Source organism: Imtechella halotolerans (assembly GCF_028743515.2).
In the GTDB taxonomy this organism is placed as follows: Bacteria; Bacteroidota; Bacteroidia; order Flavobacteriales; family Flavobacteriaceae; genus Imtechella; species Imtechella halotolerans.
Genome location: NZ_CP117969.2, coordinates 148688 through 170607, shown reverse-complemented (window position 1 = coordinate 170607; position 21920 = coordinate 148688). Strand labels below are relative to the sequence as shown.

19 protein-coding genes and 4 tRNA genes are annotated in these 21920 nt (G+C 37.9%); 3 read left to right on the top strand and 20 right to left on the bottom strand.

Annotated features, from left to right (window positions below; all coding sequences use genetic code 11):
* The first annotated feature begins 46 nt into the window (after positions 1–46).
* The 3 genes from prmA to PT603_RS00840 all read left to right on the top strand — a co-directional run bounded on the left by prmA (position 47) and on the right by PT603_RS00840 (position 2875).
* Positions 47–880: a 50S ribosomal protein L11 methyltransferase gene (gene prmA / locus PT603_RS00850; RefSeq protein WP_008238238.1), complete on the top strand. Its 834-nt coding sequence runs from the start codon at positions 47–49 to the stop codon at positions 878–880.
* Between the two features lie 16 nt (positions 881–896).
* Entirely contained in the window at positions 897–1172 is a 276-nt protein-coding gene (locus tag PT603_RS00845; RefSeq protein ID WP_008238240.1) for an ATP-dependent Clp protease adaptor ClpS, read from the top strand.
* A gap of 110 nt (positions 1173–1282) precedes the next feature.
* On the top strand, positions 1283–2875 hold the full coding sequence (locus PT603_RS00840) for a peptide chain release factor 3 (protein ID WP_008238242.1): 1593 nt from the start codon (positions 1283–1285) through the stop codon (positions 2873–2875).
* Here PT603_RS00840 and PT603_RS00835 read toward each other — a convergent pair.
* From PT603_RS00835 to PT603_RS00740, 20 genes are all read right to left on the bottom strand, one after another.
* Positions 2872–3195, bottom strand: a complete 324-nt coding sequence (locus PT603_RS00835) for an Mpo1-like protein (RefSeq protein ID WP_008238244.1) — start codon at positions 3193–3195, stop codon at positions 2872–2874. The two genes, PT603_RS00840 and PT603_RS00835, sit on opposite strands and share 4 nt — an antisense overlap.
* Positions 3196–3260: 65 nt before the next feature.
* Entirely contained in the window at positions 3261–3575 is a 315-nt protein-coding gene (locus PT603_RS00830; protein ID WP_008238246.1) for a DUF3467 domain-containing protein, read from the bottom strand.
* A gap of 12 nt (positions 3576–3587) precedes the next feature.
* Positions 3588–7886 carry a DNA-directed RNA polymerase subunit beta' gene (gene rpoC, locus PT603_RS00825; RefSeq protein ID WP_008238248.1) on the bottom strand — a complete coding sequence of 1433 codons (4299 nt, stop codon included), beginning with the start codon at positions 7884–7886 and terminating at the stop codon, positions 3588–3590.
* Positions 7887–7952: 66 nt separating this feature from the next.
* The gene (rpoB, locus tag PT603_RS00820; protein ID WP_008238249.1) at positions 7953–11762 is read right to left on the bottom strand and encodes a DNA-directed RNA polymerase subunit beta; all 3810 of its coding nucleotides are present in this window, start codon (positions 11760–11762) and stop codon (positions 7953–7955) included.
* Between the two features lie 125 nt (positions 11763–11887).
* Positions 11888–12265, bottom strand: coding sequence for a 50S ribosomal protein L7/L12 (gene rplL / locus PT603_RS00815; protein ID WP_008238250.1), 378 nt, complete (start codon positions 12263–12265; stop codon positions 11888–11890).
* A 53-nt stretch (positions 12266–12318) separates the two neighbouring features.
* Positions 12319–12834 (bottom strand): 50S ribosomal protein L10, encoded by a 516-nt coding sequence (gene rplJ, locus PT603_RS00810; RefSeq protein ID WP_008238251.1) that lies wholly within the window; start codon positions 12832–12834, stop codon positions 12319–12321.
* 22 nt (positions 12835–12856) lie between these two features.
* A complete protein-coding gene (gene rplA, locus PT603_RS00805; RefSeq protein ID WP_008238252.1) occupies positions 12857–13546 on the bottom strand; it encodes a 50S ribosomal protein L1 in 690 nt (229 codons plus the stop codon).
* A gap of 20 nt (positions 13547–13566) precedes the next feature.
* Positions 13567–14004 carry a 50S ribosomal protein L11 gene (rplK, locus tag PT603_RS00800; RefSeq protein WP_008238254.1) on the bottom strand — a complete coding sequence of 146 codons (438 nt, stop codon included), beginning with the start codon at positions 14002–14004 and terminating at the stop codon, positions 13567–13569.
* A 67-nt stretch (positions 14005–14071) separates the two neighbouring features.
* Positions 14072–14623 (bottom strand): transcription termination/antitermination protein NusG, encoded by a 552-nt coding sequence (gene nusG / locus PT603_RS00795; RefSeq protein ID WP_008238255.1) that lies wholly within the window; start codon positions 14621–14623, stop codon positions 14072–14074.
* Between the two features lie 18 nt (positions 14624–14641).
* Positions 14642–14827 carry a preprotein translocase subunit SecE gene (secE, locus tag PT603_RS00790; RefSeq protein ID WP_008238256.1) on the bottom strand — a complete coding sequence of 62 codons (186 nt, stop codon included), beginning with the start codon at positions 14825–14827 and terminating at the stop codon, positions 14642–14644.
* A 22-nt stretch (positions 14828–14849) separates the two neighbouring features.
* A tRNA-Trp gene (locus PT603_RS00785) sits at positions 14850–14920 on the bottom strand.
* 64 nt (positions 14921–14984) lie between these two features.
* Positions 14985–16172 carry an elongation factor Tu gene (tuf, locus tag PT603_RS00780; RefSeq protein ID WP_008238257.1) on the bottom strand — a complete coding sequence of 396 codons (1188 nt, stop codon included), beginning with the start codon at positions 16170–16172 and terminating at the stop codon, positions 14985–14987.
* Between the two features lie 58 nt (positions 16173–16230).
* Positions 16231–16302: transfer RNA gene (locus PT603_RS00775), tRNA-Thr, on the bottom strand.
* A gap of 10 nt (positions 16303–16312) precedes the next feature.
* Positions 16313–16385, bottom strand: a tRNA-Gly gene (locus PT603_RS00770).
* 26 nt (positions 16386–16411) lie between these two features.
* A tRNA-Tyr gene (locus PT603_RS00765) sits at positions 16412–16494 on the bottom strand.
* A gap of 176 nt (positions 16495–16670) precedes the next feature.
* Positions 16671–16973 carry a ribosome hibernation-promoting factor, HPF/YfiA family gene (hpf, locus tag PT603_RS00760; RefSeq protein WP_008238258.1) on the bottom strand — a complete coding sequence of 101 codons (303 nt, stop codon included), beginning with the start codon at positions 16971–16973 and terminating at the stop codon, positions 16671–16673.
* 45 nt (positions 16974–17018) lie between these two features.
* Positions 17019–17906, bottom strand: a complete 888-nt coding sequence (locus tag PT603_RS00755) for a tyrosine-type recombinase/integrase (RefSeq protein WP_008238259.1) — start codon at positions 17904–17906, stop codon at positions 17019–17021.
* 97 nt (positions 17907–18003) lie between these two features.
* Positions 18004–18198: a 30S ribosomal protein S21 gene (gene rpsU, locus PT603_RS00750; RefSeq protein ID WP_008238260.1), complete on the bottom strand. Its 195-nt coding sequence runs from the start codon at positions 18196–18198 to the stop codon at positions 18004–18006.
* A 63-nt stretch (positions 18199–18261) separates the two neighbouring features.
* A complete protein-coding gene (locus PT603_RS00745; RefSeq protein ID WP_008238261.1) occupies positions 18262–19401 on the bottom strand; it encodes an acyl-CoA dehydrogenase family protein in 1140 nt (379 codons plus the stop codon).
* Between the two features lie 372 nt (positions 19402–19773).
* The gene (locus tag PT603_RS00740; RefSeq protein WP_040488628.1) at positions 19774–21843 is read right to left on the bottom strand and encodes an amino acid carrier protein; all 2070 of its coding nucleotides are present in this window, start codon (positions 21841–21843) and stop codon (positions 19774–19776) included.
* Positions 21844–21920: the final 77 nt, after the last annotated feature.

Sequence of the window (21920 nt, the reverse complement as noted above, 5' to 3'; positions counted from 1 at the left end):
GAAATGCCATTACAAAGGGATTTGTAACTTTGCAGAAAAATAGCACATGGCAATAAGTTATATTGAATACCAATTTACTATTACTCCAAAAGATCCAGCAACGGAAATTCTGATGGCAGAACTCGGAGAGACAGGATTTGAAAGTTTTGTTGAAACAGAAGATGGATTACTGGCCTACATTCAAAAGGAACTATGGACTGAAGATGTCCTAAATGATATATATATCTTGGAAAATAATGATTTCTCCATTTCCTATGTAATTAATGAAATTGAGCAGGTAAACTGGAATGAAGAATGGGAAAAAAATTTCACTCCCATTGTAGTGGACAATAGATGTACTGTAAGAGCTCCTTTTCATGAAGTTCCAAATACAGAATTTGATGTAATCATAGAGCCTAAAATGAGCTTTGGAACAGGTCATCATGAAACTACACACATGATGATACAACATCTTTTGAATACTGATTTAAAGGATAAAAAGGTGTTAGATATGGGTAGTGGAACTGGAGTTTTGGCTATTGTAGCCGAAATGAGAGGCGCTCATCCGATTGATGCTATTGACATTGACAACTGGTGTTACCTTAATGCTTTAGAGAATGTTGAACGCAATAATTGCAAACAAATTACGGTTGAAGAGGGTGATGCTTCCTTATTAGAGGGGAGATCCTATGATCTAATCATTGCAAACATTAATCGAAATATACTACTGGAAGACATTCCTACCTATGTAAAATGCCTACAACCCAATGGCATGTTACTTTTAAGTGGATTTTATAAAGAAGATATTCCTGCAATAAGTGAGAAATGTCTTGAGCATTCGTTAAAGTTTGTTGAAAATCTGGAAAAAAATCATTGGGTAGCAGTGAAATATGTAAATTAGCCTTAAAAGACTTATAATGAGCTCAAAAGAGAAAATACAAGAAGATGTACTCGTAGAAGAGGCTGTAGACAAACAGCATGAAATTGTTCTGTACAATGACGATGTAAACACTTTTGATCATGTTATTGAAATGCTTATCTATGCATGTGACCATACAGCCATCCAAGCAGAACAATGCGCCATATTAGTCCACTATAAAGGACAATGCACTGTTAAAACTGGGGACTATGAAGACCTCGCACCTAGATGCAGTGTACTATTGGAAGCCGGACTTAGCGCTGAAGTTATTTAATAAAAAAACACAATACTTTAAAAGTGCTTGCCAATGGTAAGCACTTTTTATTTGAATACACGTGGGCATACGACTCATAAACACTATTTTTGCACACAAATTTTCTGTAAATGAGTTTTTTAAAAGAAATCGAAAAAAGACGCACTTTCGGGATTATTTCTCACCCCGATGCCGGTAAAACAACACTTACCGAAAAACTTCTCCTTTTTGGTGGAGCTATACAAGAGGCTGGAGCTGTAAAAAGCAACAAAATAAAAAAAGGAGCTACATCAGACTTTATGGAAATTGAACGCCAAAGAGGTATTTCTGTTGCTACCTCCGTTTTGGCTTTTATCTATAAAGACAAAAAAATTAATATTCTTGATACCCCAGGTCACAAAGACTTTGCTGAAGATACCTTTAGAACTCTTACTGCTGTTGACAGTGTGATTGTAGTAATTGATGTTGCAAAAGGAGTTGAAGAGCAAACAGAAAAACTAGTTGAAGTTTGCCGAATGAGGAACATTCCAATGATCGTATTCATCAACAAATTAGACCGAGAAGGGAAAGATGCCTTTGATCTATTAGATGAAGTCGAGCAGAAACTTGGCCTCACTGTAACCCCTCTTAGTTTTCCAATCGGAATGGGCTACGATTTTAAAGGGATTTACAATATTTGGGAAAAGAATATCAACTTATTCAGTGGTGATAGCCGTAAAGATATTGAAGACCTGATCGCTTTTGATGATATAAACAGCCCAGAACTAGATAAAATTGTAGGAAACAAAGCTGCCGAACAATTAAGAGAAAATCTTGAATTGGTGTATGAGGTATATCCACAATTTGATCGGGAGGCCTATCTCAATGGTCAACTACAACCTGTATTTTTTGGTTCAGCATTAAACAATTTTGGAGTTAGAGAACTGTTGGACTGTTTTATAGATATTGCCCCTTCTCCAAGACCCAAGCAAAGTGAAGAACGACTTGTAATTCCATCAGAAAATAAATTCAGTGGATTTGTTTTCAAAATACACGCAAACATGGACCCCAAGCATAGAGATCGTCTTGCCTTTATAAAGATTGTGTCTGGTACTTTTGAGCGAAACAAACCCTATTTGCATGTCCGTCATAATAAAAACTTGAAATTCTCAAGCCCGAATGCCTTCTTCGCTGAAAAGAAAGAAATAGTAGATATATCCTATGCTGGTGACATTGTAGGTCTACACGATACCGGGAACTTTAAAATAGGTGATACACTTACTGAAGGAGAGGTACTCAATTTTAAAGGAATTCCAAGTTTTTCGCCTGAGCATTTTCGTTATATCAATAACGCGGACCCAATGAAATCAAAACAACTTGAAAAAGGTATTGACCAATTGATGGACGAAGGTGTAGCCCAGTTATTTACACTAGAACTCAACGGGCGTAAAGTCATAGGTACCGTTGGAGCACTACAATATGAAGTAATTCAATACCGATTAGAACATGAATATGGTGCAAAATGTAGTTATGAAAACTTCCCTGTGTATAAAGCATGTTGGGTAGAAGAACCTGCGAATCCAAAAGATCCTGAATACCTTGATTTTTTACGTGTCAAACAAAAGTTTTTGGCTAAAGACAAACAAGGACAATTAGTCTTTTTAGCAGATTCACCTTTTTCCATTGAAATGAATAAACAAAAGTATCCCAATGTAAAACTTCATTTCACCTCGGAATTTAATTAATGATCTTTTGACGTATTAAATGATTTTTTCCCAAGGAGGATCTCGAAATAAAGCTTAAAATCTGATAATAAACTCCAAACCGGGTACTGAAAAGTAGCCGGTTTATTTTTTTCAAAAAAGAAATGGCCAATCCAGGCAAAACCATAACCTGCCATGGGTAAAAAAACCCACTGCCATCCCCATCTATTAATAATAGCAACAATCAGTAAAATAAAAAACAAAGAAGTTCCTATAAAATGCAGAACACGACTAGTTGTATTCTGATGTTCAGTCAAATAAAATGGATAAAATTCCTTAAAAGATTGAATACGGTGACTCATGAGATTCAGTTGAATATCCTAATATAGAAAAAAAGCGCTGCATAAAATATGCAGCGCTTCTGATTTTAAGCTTCACCTGTTGGCCCGAAATTGAGCGGAATAGGAGGTTGCTCATAATCCTTTATTTCACCATGAGCTTTCTCAAAACGATTAACATTATCATGTAACGCTTTTAAGAAACGTTTTGCATGTTGAGGAGTTAGAATTATCCGACTCTTCACCTTAGCTTTAGGCGTCCCAGGCATTATACTGATAAAGTCTACAACAAATTCTGATACAGAATGATTAATGATTGCCAAATTGGAATAAATCCCTTCAGCTGTTTTCTCATCCAACTCAATATTAATTTGCCCTTGTTTGTTTTTATCTTGTTCACTCATAGTTAGTATTTCTTAGAAATTAACTTCTTCCTTGTTGGCCATGATTTCATCATATTCAGATTTTGATCCTACAATGATGTGATCGTATGTACGCATACCTGTACCGGCTGGAATTCTGTGACCTACAATAACATTTTCTTTCAAACCTTCTAAGGTATCTACTTTACCACTAACAGCAGCTTCATTTAACACCTTAGTTGTTTCCTGGAACGACGCTGCCGAAATAAACGACTTAGTCTGTAATGATGCACGAGTAATACCTTGTAAGACTGGAGTAGCTGTAGCCGTGATAACGTCTCTAGCAACAACCAATGCCTTATCAGAACGTTTCAAGATAGAATTTTCATCTCTCAATTCACGTGGAGTTATAATTTGTCCAGGTTTTAAATTACTAGACTCTCCGGCATCTTCTACTACCTTCATACCAAACAATCGGTCATTTTCTTCAACAAAGTCATCTTTGTGTACCAATTGTCCTTCTAGGAAAATAGTATCTCCTGGGTCTTGAACTTCTACTTTACGCATCATTTGACGAACGATAACCTCAAAGTGTTTGTCGTTAATCTTCACTCCTTGTAGACGATAAACCTCTTGTACTTCATTTACTAAATACTGTTGTACTGCAGATGGTCCTTTAATGTTCAAGATATCATCTGGAGTAACTGAACCATCAGACAATGGCATACCGGCACGTACATAATCGTTCTCCTGTACCAAAATCTGGTTAGAAAGTTTCACCAAATATTTCTTAATCTCTCCAAGTTTAGATTCGATGATAATTTCACGGTTACCACGTTTGATTTTACCAAATGATACAACACCATCAATTTCTGAAACCACTGCTGGATTAGATGGGTTACGAGCTTCAAATAATTCGGTAACGCGTGGAAGACCTCCAGTAATATCCCCGGACTTAGCCGATTTACGTGGAATCTTCACAAGTACTTTACCTTCTTTGATTTTCTCACCATCATTAACCATTAAGTGAGCACCTACTGGTAAGTTGTATGAACGTAATACGTTTCCTTTAGCATCTTGAATCAACAAGGTTGGAATCAATTTTTTATTTCTTGATTCAGAAATTACTTTCTCTTGGAATCCTGTTTGTTCATCAATTTCTACCTGGTAAGTAATTCCTTGCTCAATATTTTCGTAGGCAATTTTTCCTGAGAATTCAGAAATAATCACACCGTTATATGGATCCCATTGGCAAAGAATATCACCTTTGGCTACAGTATCACCATCTTTAATAAAGATTTGTGATCCATAAGGAATATTATTCGTACTTAAAGTAATACCAGTTTTCGCATCTACTACTTTAGCTTCTGTTGTACGTGAAATTACAATATCAACGGCCTTACCATCTGCGTTCTCACCTTTAACAACTTTCAAGTCTTCAATTTCAATAACACCTTTGAAACGTGCTTCTAGTTTGTTTTCTTCTGAGATGTTTCCGGCAATACCCCCAACGTGGAATGTACGTAGTGTAAGCTGTGTACCAGGTTCTCCAATAGATTGAGCAGCAACTACACCAACCGCCTCTCCTCGTTGAACCATTTTCCCGGTTGCTAGGTTACGACCGTAACACTTAGCACAAATACCTTGTTTGGCCTCACAAGTCAATGGTGAGCGTACTTCTACTTTCTCAATCGGAGACTCATTTATTTTCTTAACGATGGCTTCTGTGATTTCTTCACCTGAAGCTACCAATAACTCCTCAGTTAGTGGATTGAATACATCATGTAATGATACACGTCCTAAGATTCTTTCTCCAAGAGATTCAACAATCTCTTCATTCTTCTTAAGGGCCTGTACTTCTACTCCACGTAATGTACCACAATCTACCGTGTTTACAATAACGTCTTGTGCAACGTCAACCAAACGACGTGTTAAGTATCCAGCATCTGCCGTTTTAAGAGCCGTATCTGCAAGACCTTTACGAGCACCGTGGGTAGAGATAAAGTATTCCAAAATCGAAAGACCTTCCTTAAAGTTGGAAAGAATTGGGTTTTCAATAATCTCACCACCACCAGCAGTTGATTTTTTAGGTTTAGCCATCAATCCACGCATACCGGTTAACTGTCGAATCTGTTCTTTAGATCCCCTTGCACCAGAATCAAGCATCATGAATACCGAGTTAAACCCTTGTTGGTCCTCACGGATACGCTTCATAGCTAATTCTGTAAGCATTGCATTGGTAGATGTCCAAACATCAATTACCTGGTTATAACGTTCGTTGTTGGTAATTAGACCCATATTATAGTTCATCATAATACCATCAACCTGCTCGTTTGCTTCAGCAATCATTTCAATCTTTTCTTTAGGGATAATAATATCACCTAAGCTAAATGAAAGACCTCCTTGGAATGCAAACTTATATCCCATATCCTTAATTCTATCAAGGAACTCAGCTGTACTAGGAACATCAGTTACTTTCAAAATATGACCAATGATATCTCTAAGTGATTTCTTAGTCAATACCTCATTTATGAAACCGGCTTGCTCAGGAACAACTTCATTGAATAGCACTCTACCAACAGTTGTTTCAATAATTTTAGTAACCAGTTCTCCATCTTCATTCAAATCCTTAGTACGAACCTTGATGATAGTGTTTAACTCAACACGTCTCTCATTATGAGCGATGGTAACTTCTTCAGCTGAATAGAAAGTTAATCCTTCACCTTTTACAGGGTGTTCAGGGGTACTTCTACGAGCTTTTGTCATATAGTATAGACCTAAAACCATGTCCTGAGATGGTACCGTGATAGGCGATCCATTAGCAGGGTTCAAAATATTGTGTGAAGCCAACATCAGCAATTGAGCCTCCAAAATTGCCTCAGGTCCCAATGGAAGGTGGACTGCCATCTGGTCACCATCAAAGTCGGCGTTAAAGGCCGTACACACTAATGGGTGTAACTGGATAGCTTTACCTTCAATAAGTTTTGGCTGGAAAGCTTGAATACCTAAACGGTGCAACGTAGGAGCACGGTTAAGAAGAACCGGGTGACCTTTAATTACATTATCTAGAATATCCCAAACTACTGGTTCCTTCTTATCTATAATTTTCTTCGCAGATTTTACAGTCTTAACAATACCTCTTTCAATCAATTTACGGATTACAAATGGTTTGTAAAGCTCTGCTGCCATATTTTTTGGTAGACCGCACTCATACAATTTCAACTCAGGTCCAACAACAATAACCGAACGTGCAGAATAATCAACACGCTTACCTAATAGGTTTTGACGGAAACGACCTTGTTTACCTTTCAATGAATCAGAAAGTGACTTCAAAGGACGGTTAGACTCCGTTTTTACTGCTGAAGACTTACGAGTATTATCAAATAGCGAGTCAACAGATTCTTGTAACATACGCTTCTCGTTACGTAAAATAACTTCTGGAGCTTTAATCTCCATAAGACGCTTAAGACGGTTGTTACGAATTATTACACGACGGTATAAGTCGTTCAAATCTGAAGTTGCAAAACGACCTCCATCAAGTGGCACAAGCGGACGTAATTCTGGTGGTATCACTGGAATCACTTTCATAACCATCCACTCAGGTTTGTTCTCACGATTGTTTTGAGCCTCACGGAAAGCCTCCACTACCTGAAGTCTTTTTAACGCCTCCGTTTTACGTTGCTTAGAAGTCTCATGATTTGCTTTGTGACGTAAATCATATGAAAGTTCATCTAAGTTAGTACGCTGTAGTAAATCTATAAGACACTCAGCACCCATTTTGGCGATAAATTTATTTGGATCATTATCTTCCAAATATTGATTTTCAGCCGGAAGCGAGTCAAGAATATTCAAATATTCTTCTTCGGTTAAGAAATCCAAGGCAGAAAGCTTCTCACCATCAGGTCCAGATGCAATACCTGGTTGGATTACTACATAACGCTCATAATAGATAATCATATCAAGCTTCTTTGAAGGAAGCCCTAATAAGTATCCAATTTTATTAGGTAAAGAACGGAAATACCAAATGTGAGCTACCGGTACAACCAAATTAATATGGCCGACACGGTCTCTACGTACTTTCTTTTCTGTAACCTCTACGCCACAACGATCACAAACGATTCCTTTGTAACGAATTCTTTTATATTTTCCACAAGCACACTCATAGTCTTTTACAGGGCCGAAAATTCGTTCACAGAAAAGACCATCGCGCTCTGGCTTATGCGTACGATAGTTAATGGTTTCAGGTTTTAACACCTCGCCTCTTGACTCAGCCAAGATAGACTCCGGAGATGCCAATCCTATTGAGATTTTATTAAATCTCGCCACTGTATTCTTATCTTTTGTTTTTGCCATGATATATGGTGATAATGAATTAAGTATAAAAATGGTACGTAGTGAGCATAAGCTCACTACGATGTATTATTCCTCTAGTCTGATATCCAATCCTAGACCTTTCAACTCATGCATCAAAACATTGAATGATTCTGGCAAACCAGGTTCTGGCATTGCTTCTCCTTTCACTATTGATTCATAAGTCTTGGCTCTTCCAATTACATCATCAGATTTAACTGTTAAGATTTCACGTAGTGTACTAGAAGCTCCATAAGCTTCCAATGCCCATACCTCCATCTCACCAAAACGTTGACCTCCAAATTGTGCTTTACCACCCAATGGCTGTTGTGTAATAAGTGAGTATGGTCCGATAGAACGTGCGTGCATCTTATCATCAATCATGTGGCCTAGCTTAATCATATAGATCACTCCCACAGTGGCCGGTTGGTCAAAACGCTCCCCGGTTCCACCATCGTACAGATATGTATGTCCGAATCTTGGCACCCCAGCTTTATCAGTTAGCTCATTGATCTGGTCTAGAACAGCACCATCAAAAATAGGAGTTGCATATGTTTGTCCTAATTTTTGTCCAGCCCATCCTAATACAGTCTCATAAATCTGACCGATGTTCATACGAGAAGGTACCCCAAGCGGATTCAGTACAATATCCACTGGTGTTCCGTCTTCTAGGAACGGCATATCTTCATCACGTACAATACGTGCTACGATACCTTTGTTACCGTGACGACCTGCCATCTTATCACCTACCTTAAGCTTACGCTTTTTGGCAATATAAACTTTAGCAAGCTTCATGATTCCAGCTGGAAGTTCATCTCCAACAGAAATTGTGAATTTATCTCTTCTCAATGCACCTTGTAGGTCATTAAGTTTGATCTTATAATTGTGTAACAAATCATCTACTAAGCTATTAGTGTGATCATCTGTTGTCCAACTTCCACTTACCAAGTGTGCAAAATCCTCCACTGCATTAAGCATCTTCAAGGTATACTTCTTACCTTTTGGCAATACTTCCTCTCCTAAATCATTCATTACACCCTGAGATGTTTTACCATTAACCAGTGTAAATAATTTTTCGATTAGTACGTCCTTCAATGCCTCAAACTTGGTGTTATACTCAAGCTCTAATACAGCGATATCTTCTTTATCTTTAGTACGTTTACGCTTATCCTTGATAGCACGAGAGAATAATTTCTTATCAATCACGACACCATTAAGTGAAGGTGAAGCCTTTAATGAAGCATCCTTTACATCACCAGCCTTATCTCCAAAGATAGCACGAAGTAATTTCTCTTCAGGAGTAGGATCTGACTCTCCTTTTGGAGTAATTTTACCTATTAGAATATCTCCCGGTTTTACTTCAGCACCAATTCGGATCATTCCGTTCTCATCCAAATCTTTAGTAGCTTCTTCAGAAACGTTTGGTATATCATTGGTTAACTCTTCAGCTCCTAACTTAGTATCACGTACATCAAGTGAATATTCATCAATGTGGATAGAGGTAAAAATATCTTCTCGAACTACTCGCTCAGAAATTACAATCGCATCCTCAAAGTTATATCCTTTCCAAGGCATGAAGGCAACCTTCATATTTCTACCCAAAGCCAACTCTCCTTGCTTTGTAGCATATCCTTCACACAATACTTGTCCTTTAACTACACGATCACCTTTGCGAACGATAGGTTTAAGGTTAATACTGGTTCCTTGGTTTGTTTTTCTAAATTTGATAAGTTCATATGTTTTGGCATCATCCTCAAAACTAACTAGACGCTGCTCATCAGTACGATCATACTTAATAGTAATACGTTCTGCATCTACATACTCTACTGTTCCATTCCCTTCTGCATTAATCAATACTCGAGAATCTGAAGCAACTTGACGTTCTAAACCAGTTCCAACAATAGGAGCCTCGGCACGTAACAACGGTACTGCCTGACGCATCATGTTAGATCCCATAAGGGCACGGTTCGCATCATCATGCTCCAAGAAAGGAATCAATGAGGCAGAAATAGATGCAATCTGGTTAGGCGCAACGTCTGTATAATCAACTTGAATAGGATCTACTAACGGGAAGTCTCCTTCATCACGAACAATAACTTTATCGGTTTCAATTTGACCTTCTGCTGACAAAGGAATATTTGCCTGAGCGATTAATTTCCCTTCTTCTTCTTCAGCACTAAGGTATACCACATCTCCTAAATCAACTTTACCTTCATCCACCTTTCTATAAGGGGTTTCAATAAAGCCCATACTGTTTACCTTTGCAAACACACTCAATGAAGAAATCAAACCAATGTTTGGTCCTTCCGGAGTTTCAATAGGACATAAACGACCGTAATGAGTATAGTGAACGTCACGGACCTCAAAACCTGCTCTCTCACGAGAAAGACCACCAGGTCCTAAAGCAGATAAACGACGCTTATGAGTAATCTCAGCAAGCGGGTTAGTTTGGTCCATGAATTGCGATAACTGGTTTGTTCCAAAGAAAGAATTAATTACAGAAGATAATGTCTTGGCATTAATCAAATCAATTGGAGTAAACACTTCATTATCTCGAACATTCATACGTTCACGAATCGTACGAGCCATACGAGAAAGCCCTACACCAAATTGAGCAGATAATTGCTCTCCTACAGTACGTACACGACGGTTCGACAAGTGATCGATATCATCAATTTCAGCTTTAGAATTGATTAGTTCAATCAAATATTTTATAATGGTAATTATATCTTCCTTAGTTAAAACTTGTTTTTCCATTGGAATGTCAAGCCCTAACTTTTTATTCATTCTATAACGACCAACATCACCTAGATTATAACGCTGATCAGAGAAGAATAATTTCTCGATAATACCACGAGCTGTTTCCTCATCAGGTGGTTCAGCATTACGTAATTGACGGTAAATGTGCTCTACCGCTTCTTTTTCAGAGTTGGTAGGGTCTTTTTGAAGTGTATTATGGATAATTGTATAATCGGCAGATTGAGATTCCTCCTTATGTAATAAGATGGTCTTAACATCTGCTTCCAAAATTTCATCCATATGTTCCTTTTCAAGAACAGTATCACGGTCTAGGATGATTTCGTTACGCTCAATAGATACCACTTCTCCAGTATCCTCATCAACGAAATCTTCATGCCACGTATTAAGTACACGAGCTGCAAGTTTTCGTCCTAGATATTTTTTAATTCCGGTTTTAGAAACTTTGATTTCTTCAGCAAGATCAAAAATTTCCAAAATGTCTTTATCCCTTTCAAAACCAATGGCTCTAAAAAGAGTAGTTACAGGTAATTTTTTCTTTCTATCAATATACGCATACATCACGTTATTGATATCAGTGGCAAATTCAATCCATGAACCTTTAAATGGAATAACACGAGCTGAATAAAGCTTCGTCCCGTTAGCATGGAATGACTGACCAAAGAAAACACCTGGCGAACGGTGAAGCTGAGATACCACTACACGCTCTGCTCCATTGATTACAAATGTTCCACTCGGCGTCATATAAGGAATTGTTCCCAAATACACATCCTGCACTATGGTCTCGAAATCTTCATGCTCAGGGTCGGTACAATACAACTTAAGTCGAGCCTTTAAAGGCACACTATAAGTTAGACCTCTCTCAATACACTCTTGAATAGAGTAACGTGGTGGATCTACGAAGTAATCAAGAAACTCAAGTACAAACTGGTTGCGAGTATCCGTAATTGGGAAATTTTCCATGAAGGTGTTGTAAAGACCTTCATTACCTCTTTCATCTGTTTTGGTTTCAAGTTGAAAAAAATCTTGAAACGACTTAATCTGAATATCTAAGAAATCCGGGTAACTTGGAGTATTCTTAGCAGAGGCAAAATTTAATCTTTCAGTCTGATTTGTAATCATCAATGGACAAAATTTTGATTAAAATATAAAAAAGTAGAGCGTATAACATTATATACGCAAAAGGGTTTAGGCCTCATCCGCTTATAACGGAAAGACCTAAACCAAGATTTTGCAGCTCGGAGAGCTTACTTAAGCTCAACCTCAGCTCCGGCTTCTTCCAAAGACTTCTTAAGACCTTCAGCCTCATCTTTAGAAACACCTTCTTTCAAAGCAGAAGGAGCACCGTCTACGATGTCTTTAGCTTCTTTAAGTCCAAGACCAGTTAATTCTTTAACTAGCTTAACTACAGCAAGCTTAGAAGCACCTGCATTCTTAAGGATAACATCAAATTCAGTTTTCTCCTCAGCAGCTTCTCCAGCACCAGCAGCAGGACCAGCAGCAATAGCTACTGCAGCAGCTGCAGGCTCAATACCATACTCTTCTTTCAATATAGTAGCTAACTCGTTTACTTCTTTAACTGTCAAGTTAACTAATTGTTCTGCGAAATTTTTCAAATCTGCCATTTCTATCGTTTTAAAATGTTGTAAAATTATAATTTGTTTTAAGTGCGTACTGATTATTTTTCAGATAACGTCTTGATAATTCCGGCCAATTTTCCTCCACTTGATTGAAGTGCAGAAACCACATTCTTGGCAGGAGACTGTAACAATCCGATGATATCCCCAATAACCTCTTCTTTAGATTTAAGAGATACAAGTGCATCGATTTGGTTGTCACCAATGAAAACAGCTTCTTCAATATAAGCTCCTTTCAACATAGGAATTGTAGACTTCTTTCTGAAATCTTTGATAAGTTTAGCAGGAGCATTTCCTGTTTCAGCGAACAATAAAGAAGTATTTCCTTTAAGCACTGAAGGTAATTCTCCAAATTCCTTATCTGAAGCTTCCATTGCTTTTGCAAGCAAGGTATTCTTAACAACTGCCAGCTTAATGTTTGCTTTGAAACATGCTCTACGCAAGTTTGAGCTACTTTCAGCATCCATCCCAGTAAGATCTGCCAAATAAATAATATTATTCTCAGCCAACTGCGCAGTTAAATCTTGTATTACTAATGATTTTTCTTCTCTAGTCATGATTCAATGTTTTAACTACCAATTATACGGCTTTAGGATCTACAGGTACACCCGGACTCATTGTACTAGACAAGTGAATCGACTTGATGTATGTTCCTTTAGCAGCTGTTGGTTTTAGTTTAATTAACGTTTGAATTAATTCGTGGGCGTTACCAGCAATTTTCTCAGGAGAGAAAGAAGCCTTACCAATAGAAGCATGAACGATACCAGTTTTATCAACTTTAAAGTCAATTTTACCAGCCTTCACCTCTTCTACAGCTTTAGCTACATCCATAGTAACCGTACCAGTTTTAGGGTTTGGCATCAAACCTCTTGGACCTAATATACGACCTAATGGACCTAATTTACCCATAACGCTTGGCATAGTGATGATTACATCAACATCAGTCCAACCGTCTTTAATTTTTTGTAGATATTCGTCTAACCCTACATACTCTGCACCAGCAGCTTTAGCTTCGGCTTCTTTATCTGGGGTTACTAACGCCAATACTTTTACATCTTTACCAGTTCCATGTGGTAAAGTTACTACACCTCTAACCATTTGGTTAGCTTTACGAGGATCTACACCCAATCTAACTGCGATATCAACCGACGCGTCAAATTTTACGTATGTAATCTCTTTAACTAGTGCAGAGGCTTCAGCTACAGAATACAGTTTGTTTCTGTCAACTTTAGCTGATGCTTCTTTGTGTTTTCTTGTTAATTTTGCCATTTCTCAGTTCTTTTTTCAGATTAAAAAGGCTTTTCACCTGAAACCGTTATTCCCATAGATCTTGCAGTACCTGCAACCATACTCATAGCTGATTCAACTGTAAAAGCATTCAAATCAGGCATTTTGTCTTCTGCAATTGTACGTACTTGATCCCAAGTTATACTTGCTACTTTTTTACGGTTAGGCTGTCCGGAACCTCCTTTAATCTTAGCCGCTTCCATTAGCTGAACTGCCGCTGGCGGTGTCTTAACGACAAACTCAAATGATTTGTCTTTGTATACGGTGATAACAACAGGAAGGATCTTCCCTGGCTTGTCCTGCGTACGAGCATTAAATTGCTTACAGAACTCCATGATGTTAACGCCGGCAGCACCAAGAGCAGGTCCAACCGGTGGCGACGGGTTCGCAGCACCTCCCTTTACTTGTAGTTTAACTACTTTACTTACTTCTTTTGCCATTGTTATTGATTTAGATTGAAGCACCCTTATTGGAAGCAGGTACTTCTGAAAAATTTATGTAACAGTTCTAAACTTTCTCTACTTGCATATAGCTAAGCTCTAATGGTGTCTTTCTACCGAAAATCTTCACCATTACTTCGAGCTTACGCTTTTCTTCGTTGACTTTTTCTACAGTTCCATTGAAACCGTTAAAAGGACCATCGATAACTTTCACTGTTTCACCAAGCACAAAAGGAATCGCCACATTATCAGTTTTAACAGACAATTCGTCTACCTTACCTAACATACGATTCACCTCAGATTTACGCAAAGGCACAGGATCACCTCCCTTAACCTCTCCTAAAAAGCCGATAACACCAGTAATTGATTTAATAATATGCGCTACCTCTCCTCCCAAGTTGGCTTTCACCATCACATACCCAGGGAAGTACACACGCTCTTTGTTAATCTTCTTTCCGTTACGCACTTGAACCACCTTTTCAGTAGGAACAAGAACTTCATCAACATAGTCAGAAAAACCTAAACGAGCAATTTCATTCTCGATATAGCTTTTAACTTTGTTTTCTTGCCCACTAACGGCTCTTACCACATACCAATTTTTAACTAAAGCTTCTGCCATTTTCTTTGGATAGCGTTTTTAGTTTATAAAACCGAAATACAAACTAATAAGCTCTACAAACACAGAATCAATTCCCCAGATAGCTAGTGAGAAAAGAATTGAAAAAACAGCCACAACAACCATAAGGCGCTGACCTTCAGCCCAAGTTGGCCAAGTAACATTCGTTTTTAATTCTTCAAACGATTCTTTTATATAGTTTACCATTATTCAGTTTACTTTTTTATTGCACGGGTGGAGAGATTCGAACTCCCATCAACGGTTTTGGAGACCGCTATTCTACCCTTGAACTACACCCGTATTCAAGTTTAAAGGCATCTCAACATAAGGAGAGATACCCTTAAACTTTATATTAAACTATTAATTAGTCTAAGATTTCAGTTACCTGACCAGCACCTACAGTACGACCTCCTTCACGGATAGCGAAACGAAGACCTACGTTAAGAGCAATTGGTTGCAACAAATCAACAGTAATAGTCAAGTTGTCACCAGGCATAACCATCTCTACTCCTTCAGGAAGAGAAATTGTTCCAGTTACGTCAGTTGTACGAACGTAGAACTGAGGACGGTAGTTGTTATGGAATGGAGTGTGACGACCACCTTCTTCTTTCTTAAGGATATACACCTCAGCTTTGAATTTAGCGTGTGGCTTAACAGATCCTGGCTTAATAATAACCATTCCTCTCTTAATGTCAGACTTCTCAATACCTCTTAACAAGATACCAACGTTATCTCCAGCTTCACCTCTATCAAGGATCTTACGGAACATCTCAACACCAGTAATAGTTGAAGTCAATTTCTCAGCTCCCATACCGATGATTTCCACAGGGTCACCAGTTCTAGCAACACCAGTCTCAATACGACCAGTTGCCACAGTACCACGACCTGTAATAGTAAATACATCTTCTACCGGCATCAAGAATTCTTTATCAACGTCACGTTGAGGAAGTTCAATCCAGTTATCAACAGCTTCCATCAATTGCATTACAGTATCAACCCACTTAGGCTCTCCATTCAAAGCACCTAAAGCAGATCCTTGGATTACAGGACCATTATCACCATCATACTCATAGAAAGATAATAGATCTCTGATTTCCATCTCAACAAGCTCCAACAATTCTGGATCGTCTACCATGTCCACTTTGTTCATGAACACAACAATACGAGGAATACCTACCTGACGACCAAGAAGGATGTGCTCGCGAGTTTGAGGCATAGGACCATCAGTAGCAGCAACTACCAAGATAGCACCGTCCATCTGAGCAGCACCAGTAACCATGTTCTTAACGTAATCCGCGTGACCAGGACAGTCAACGTGAGCGTAGTGACGGTTAGCTGTTTGATACTCTACGTGAGAAGTATTAATAGTAATACCTCTTTCTTTTTCTTCTGGAGCGTTGTCAATTTGATCAAATGATCTTGCCTCAGATAGACCTGCATCAGCTAAAACTTTAGTAATAGCAGCAGTCAAAGTTGTTTTACCGTGATCGACGTGTCCAATAGTACCAATATTTAAGTGCGGTTTGGAACGATCAAAAGTTTCCTTTGCCATGTTTAATAATTTTTAATCTTAGTTATATATTAGTGTTCAATGTAAATTAAATACTAAGAGCCAATGACGGGATTTGAACCCGTGACCTCTTCCTTACCAAGGAAGCACTCTACCCCTGAGCTACACCGGCTTGGCTTTTGAGCGGGAGACGAGGTTCGAACTCGCGACATTCAGCTTGGAAGGCTGACGCTCTACCAACTGAGCTACTCCCGCAATTAGCGAATCAAAATTCGCTGGTGTGGGGAGAGCAGGATTCGAACCTGCGAAGGTAAAAACCAACAGATTTACAGTCTGTCCTCGTTGGCCGCTTGAGTATCTCCCCAATTCAATATTTTAAATGAACTTATCTCTTTCTACACTTAGGAAAAACATTTTAAAACATCCTTTTTCCTATCGATTTAATTAAAACCTTTTGCATAAAAAAAGTCCGCTATTTCTAACGGACTGCAAATGTATAGATTTATTTTTTTATTCAAAACATTTTTTGAAAAATTTTATTTAGATATGAGCTCTCATTTTTTCTTTTCTCTTTAAGAGTACACGCTCTAATGAATCAGCTGCGGTATCTACTCCTTCTTCAAATGATTTACATTGCTTTTTCACCATAAACTCATCTCCTGGTACATGCACTTTAACCTCTACTATTTTATTTTCCTTTTCACTGGTATTTTCAACTTTTAAATACACATCGGCGCTTACCACACGATCATAATAATTTTCCAGCTTGTCTAATCTTTTTTGGATAAAATCTACCAATTTTTGGTCTACAGTAAAGTTTACTGATTGAATGTTTACGTTCATGATACTCTAATTTTATGAGTTAAACTTCGTTTCCTCTATAAAAAATCACCTGCCTCGAGGATGTGCATCCTTATAGACTTGTTGCAGTTCAGTTATACTACTTTGAGTATACACCTGGGTAGATGCCAAACTCGCATGACCTAGCAATTCTTTAATAGAATTTAAATCTGCACCATTGTTAAGTAAGTGAGTTGCAAAGGAATGTCTTAACACATGCGGACTCTTTTTTACCTTGGATGATGCACTACTAAAATAGCCATTAATTAAACGATAAACAAGTGTTTCATTCAGTTTATTTCCTGTTTTAACTAAAAATAAACACTCATTATTTTCAGCACCTGCAACCTGGCTCCTTACTTCAATATAACGCTCCAAGGAATGAATCACAGGCTTGATTAATGGAACCATTCGCTCCTTGTTACGCTTACCCAGCACTTTAAGCAATCCGGAAGACAGGTCAACATCCAACAACTTCAAGTTAATCAATTCACTACGTCTAATTCCAGTAGCATAAAACAGCTCTACTATGGCCTTATTACGCACTCCTTCAAAACTACTGTCCCCATCCAACAACTCCAATACCTTATCTACCTCATCCACAGAAAAAGGAATCTCAATCTTTTTAGGCGCTTTCAAAGCCACATGATGAACAAATGGATTTTCTTCAATTTGTCTAGTCTTGCGAAGGAATTTATAATATGCCTTTAACGAAGCAATTTTTCGATTGACGGAACGAGAAGAAAGTCCCTTCTCAACCAAAATAACGATCCAATTTCGGATTTGAGGATATACTACCGAATCTACTGACTGACCATCAAAGTTTGATTCAATAAAATCAGAAAACAACTCCAAATCCCTTCTATAAGCCAAACAAGTAAGTGGAGAGTAATTTTTTTCTAGACTAAGGTATTCTACAAATGCTCGGACGGACATAACCAAAACTTTTAGTAAATATAATCAAGCCGCTTCAAACAAAAAAAGATTCCCTGTAGTTCAGGGAATCTTCTATTCTTCTTAAAATCTAAACGATTTAGATTTCTTCTTGATCTCTCAAATGCTGAATGTATTGAGCTTTCTGAAGTTGATTTCTTTTTTCAACAGAAGGTTTTGTAAATTGCTGACGGCTACGTAGCTGACGCATAGTACCTGTTCTGTCAAATTTTCTTTTATAACGCTTAAGCGCTCTGTCGATATTCTCGCCTTCTTTAATTGGTATAATTAACATGTCTTTACCACCTCCTTTCATTTAGGATGGCAAAAGTACCTAATTTTTAATACTTACAAAAGATTATTTCAAAATATTTCGTGAAATTACTACTTTTTGAATTTCAGTAGTCCCTTCACCAATAGTACATAGCTTAGAATCTCTGTAAAATTTTTCCACTGGAAAATCCTTTGTATATCCATATCCACCATGAATCTGAACAGCTTCATTTGCAATGCGCACGCAAGCTTCAGAGGCATACATTTTAGCCATAGCCCCGAGTTTTGTCATTTTTCTTCCTGCATTTTTCTCAAAAGCGGATTTATGAAGCAATAATTCTGAAGCTTCAATCTCAGTCGCCATATCTGCTAACTTAAATGAAATACCTTGAAATGCAGAAATTGGCTTCCCAAACTGAACACGTTCCTTTGAATATTTCAGGGCTGCCTCATAAGCTCCTTTAGCAATCCCTAAAGACAAGGCTCCAATGGAAATCCTTCCTCCATCTAACACCTTCATAGATTGAATAAATCCTTCACCTACCTCTCCTAAACGATTACTATCAGGAATTCGACAATTGTCAAAAACCAACTCCGCGGTTTCACTGGCTCTCATCCCTAACTTATCTTCCTTTTTACCACTTGAAAATCCAGGTGTACCACGTTCCACCACAAAAGCTGTCATTCCATGGCTATCCCCCTTTTCACCAGTACGAACAATAACGACAGCGATCTCTCCACTTTTACCGTGAGTGATAAAATTTTTAGCACCATTTAAAATCCAAAAATCTCCATCCTTAACTGCAGTAGTACTCATACCACCAGCATCAGAACCTGTATTATGTTCTGTAAGTCCCCAAGCACCAATCCATTGTCCAGTTGCTAACTTTGGCAACCAACGTTGTTTTTGTTCCTCGGTACCAAAGTCTAAAATATGATTTGTACACAATGAATTGTGAGCAGCCACAGACAACCCTATAGAAGGGTCAACTTTAGAGATTTCTTCAACTATTGCAATATACTCATGGTATCCTAAACCAGAACCACCGTATTGCTCAGGAACCAAGACACCCATAAAACCCAACTCACCTGCTTTCCTAAAAACATCCACTGGAAAAATTTGCGCCTCATCCCACTCCATAATAAAAGGACGTATGTATTGCTCTGCAAAATCCCTTGCAGCTGCAGCTACCATGTGTTGTGTTTCAGTATAATCAAAATTCATAACCAAAGCCTTTTCTTGTATCATTATTCAGCAATTTTTTATTCGATTGCCAAATATAATTGAAATCTCCCGATTATATCGATGGGAAAATCTTGTATTTTTCTTAATTCATAAAACGATTCCAAACAATCCTAATAGCTTTTTAATACAAATACAATTTAAAAATAACCTTAGTTAAGTTACAAAATTATGATCAATTCCTATAGCCCATTCCTCTTTTCAACTCAAGGAATTAAATATATACCTCCTTTCCCTAACCTTTAACACCCTCTAACTCATAAAAAGATGGACTTATAACAAAAAAAAAGAATCCTGCTAATTGCCAGTAAAAAGACATATCAGCAGGATGCTTTATTAGTATATGAATGTAACTTATTTTACAGGAATCTTACGAAATAGCTCACCTGCTTTTAATTTTCTAAGATATTCATTCAAGTCTGATTTCACTTCACCAGACATTATATACAATCCAATAATATTCGGGAATGACATCGCCAAAATCATCATATCTGAAAAATCAAGAACAGCACCTAAACTTACAGAGGCTCCAATAACAACAAACACCAAGAATAAGCACTTATATACAATCTCAGTACGTTTGCTCTTTCCAAAGATATAAGTCCAAGCTCTCATCCCATAATAAGACCATGATATCATGGTAGAAAAGGCAAAAAGAAATACAGCTGCAGCCAACACATATGGGAACCAAGAAATTACACTTGCAAAAGCGTCTGAAGTCAACTGCGCTCCCGCTATACCTTCAATTTCGTGCTTTCCTGTAAAGATCAACACCAAAGCTGTAAGTGTACAAACCACTACAGTATCAATAAAAGGCTCTAATAATGCCACAAATCCTTCCGATGGGGGATTATTAGTTTTTGCAGTTGAGTGCGCAATAGCAGCCGAACCAACACCTGCTTCATTAGAAAATGCAGCTCGTTGGAACCCTGTAATAAGAACTCCAATAACCCCACCTTTAAGAGCAGTAGGACTAAACGCTCCATCGAAAATTGCACCAAAAGCAGGACCTAAGTTTTCAATATTTATAAAAATAACCGCAAGACATGCAACAATGTACACAGAAGCCATTATAGGCACTATTTTCCCTGTAACCTTGGCAATACTATTGATTCCTCCTATAATTACTACTCCCACCAAAATAGCTGTAATAATTCCAAACCAAAATCCTCCCCCTTGCAACATAGGAAACTGTCCAGATAGCTGTTCGAATGATTGATTTGCTTGGAACATATTTCCTCCACCAAATGAAGCACCAATAGCTAATACAGCAAACATTCCTGCCATTACTTTTCCTAAGGTCTTTTTACCTCTTTTCTCTAGTCCGTATCGTAAATAATTCATTGGCCCTCCAAACACGCGACCATCACTTTTTATAAACCTGTATTTAACTCCTAAAGTACACTCCACAAACTTTGAAGACATTCCAAGTAAACCAGCTATTATCATCCAAAAAGTGGCACCGGCTCCTCCTATTGAAATTGCCACTGCCACTCCTGCGATATTACCTAAACCTACTGTTCCCGAAACTGCGGTTGCCAAGGCCTGAAAATGTGTCACCTGTCCTGGTGCATTTGGATCATCATATTTTCCTTTAGCCAAGTCAATAGCATGACGGAATCCTCTAAGGTTAATGAAGCCCATCCTAAAGGTAAAAAAGATAGCTCCTACCACTAACCAAACTACAATAAACGGAATTCCCTTTTGCTGCTTATCCCCGTTTGGATGTAACAAAGCCTGCGGTTCATCATATTTTATTTGAGCTAAATAATGCGCTCCTTCCTCAATTACATGTTCTTTGTTATCTGCATTATAGATAACTTCTCCTTCTTCTACCAAATACTTTAAAGTACCAGATGCCGGAGCAAATACCTCTAATTCTTTGGAATCATTTTCAGTAACAACAGCTATTAATTCTCCTTTTTCTATTCGAGCACCTTCTGCCTTTTTCCATTCTTTTAACACAAACTTTGCATCGATTCCTGCTTGCCAACCTGGAGTACCAACATTTTTCTGCTCAGCATACATTACCGGATCATGAATACCAAAGGCTGCAAATGGGTCCCAAAATAACACACTGCCTATAGCATTTACGGCTGGAACCATTTTACTATTTAATATTTCCGTGATGGATTCTGCTTTTATAGTGTATTCTTTGGTTACAGAAACACCATTAGCATCTGTAACGGTAACCGAATAAGGCCTTCCTTCTATTAGTCCACTTGCTTCAGGAGAAGTAAGGTGTGTACTCTGGTTACTCCATTTGTAAGTATACGGCTCTTGACCTCCTTCAACGGCCAACTGAATCATACCGTCATTGATAATATTGGAAGGGTTAATGATTGTTTCTCTAACAGTTAATTGCTGAGCAAAAGCACTACCAGCAATCATACATAGAAACAATACGAGAAGATTTTTCTTCATAATGTTAGGTTTGAGTTAATTTATAGTTTAGATCGAGTTAAAAAAGAAAGGCGCCAATATCCTAAAAATATCAACGC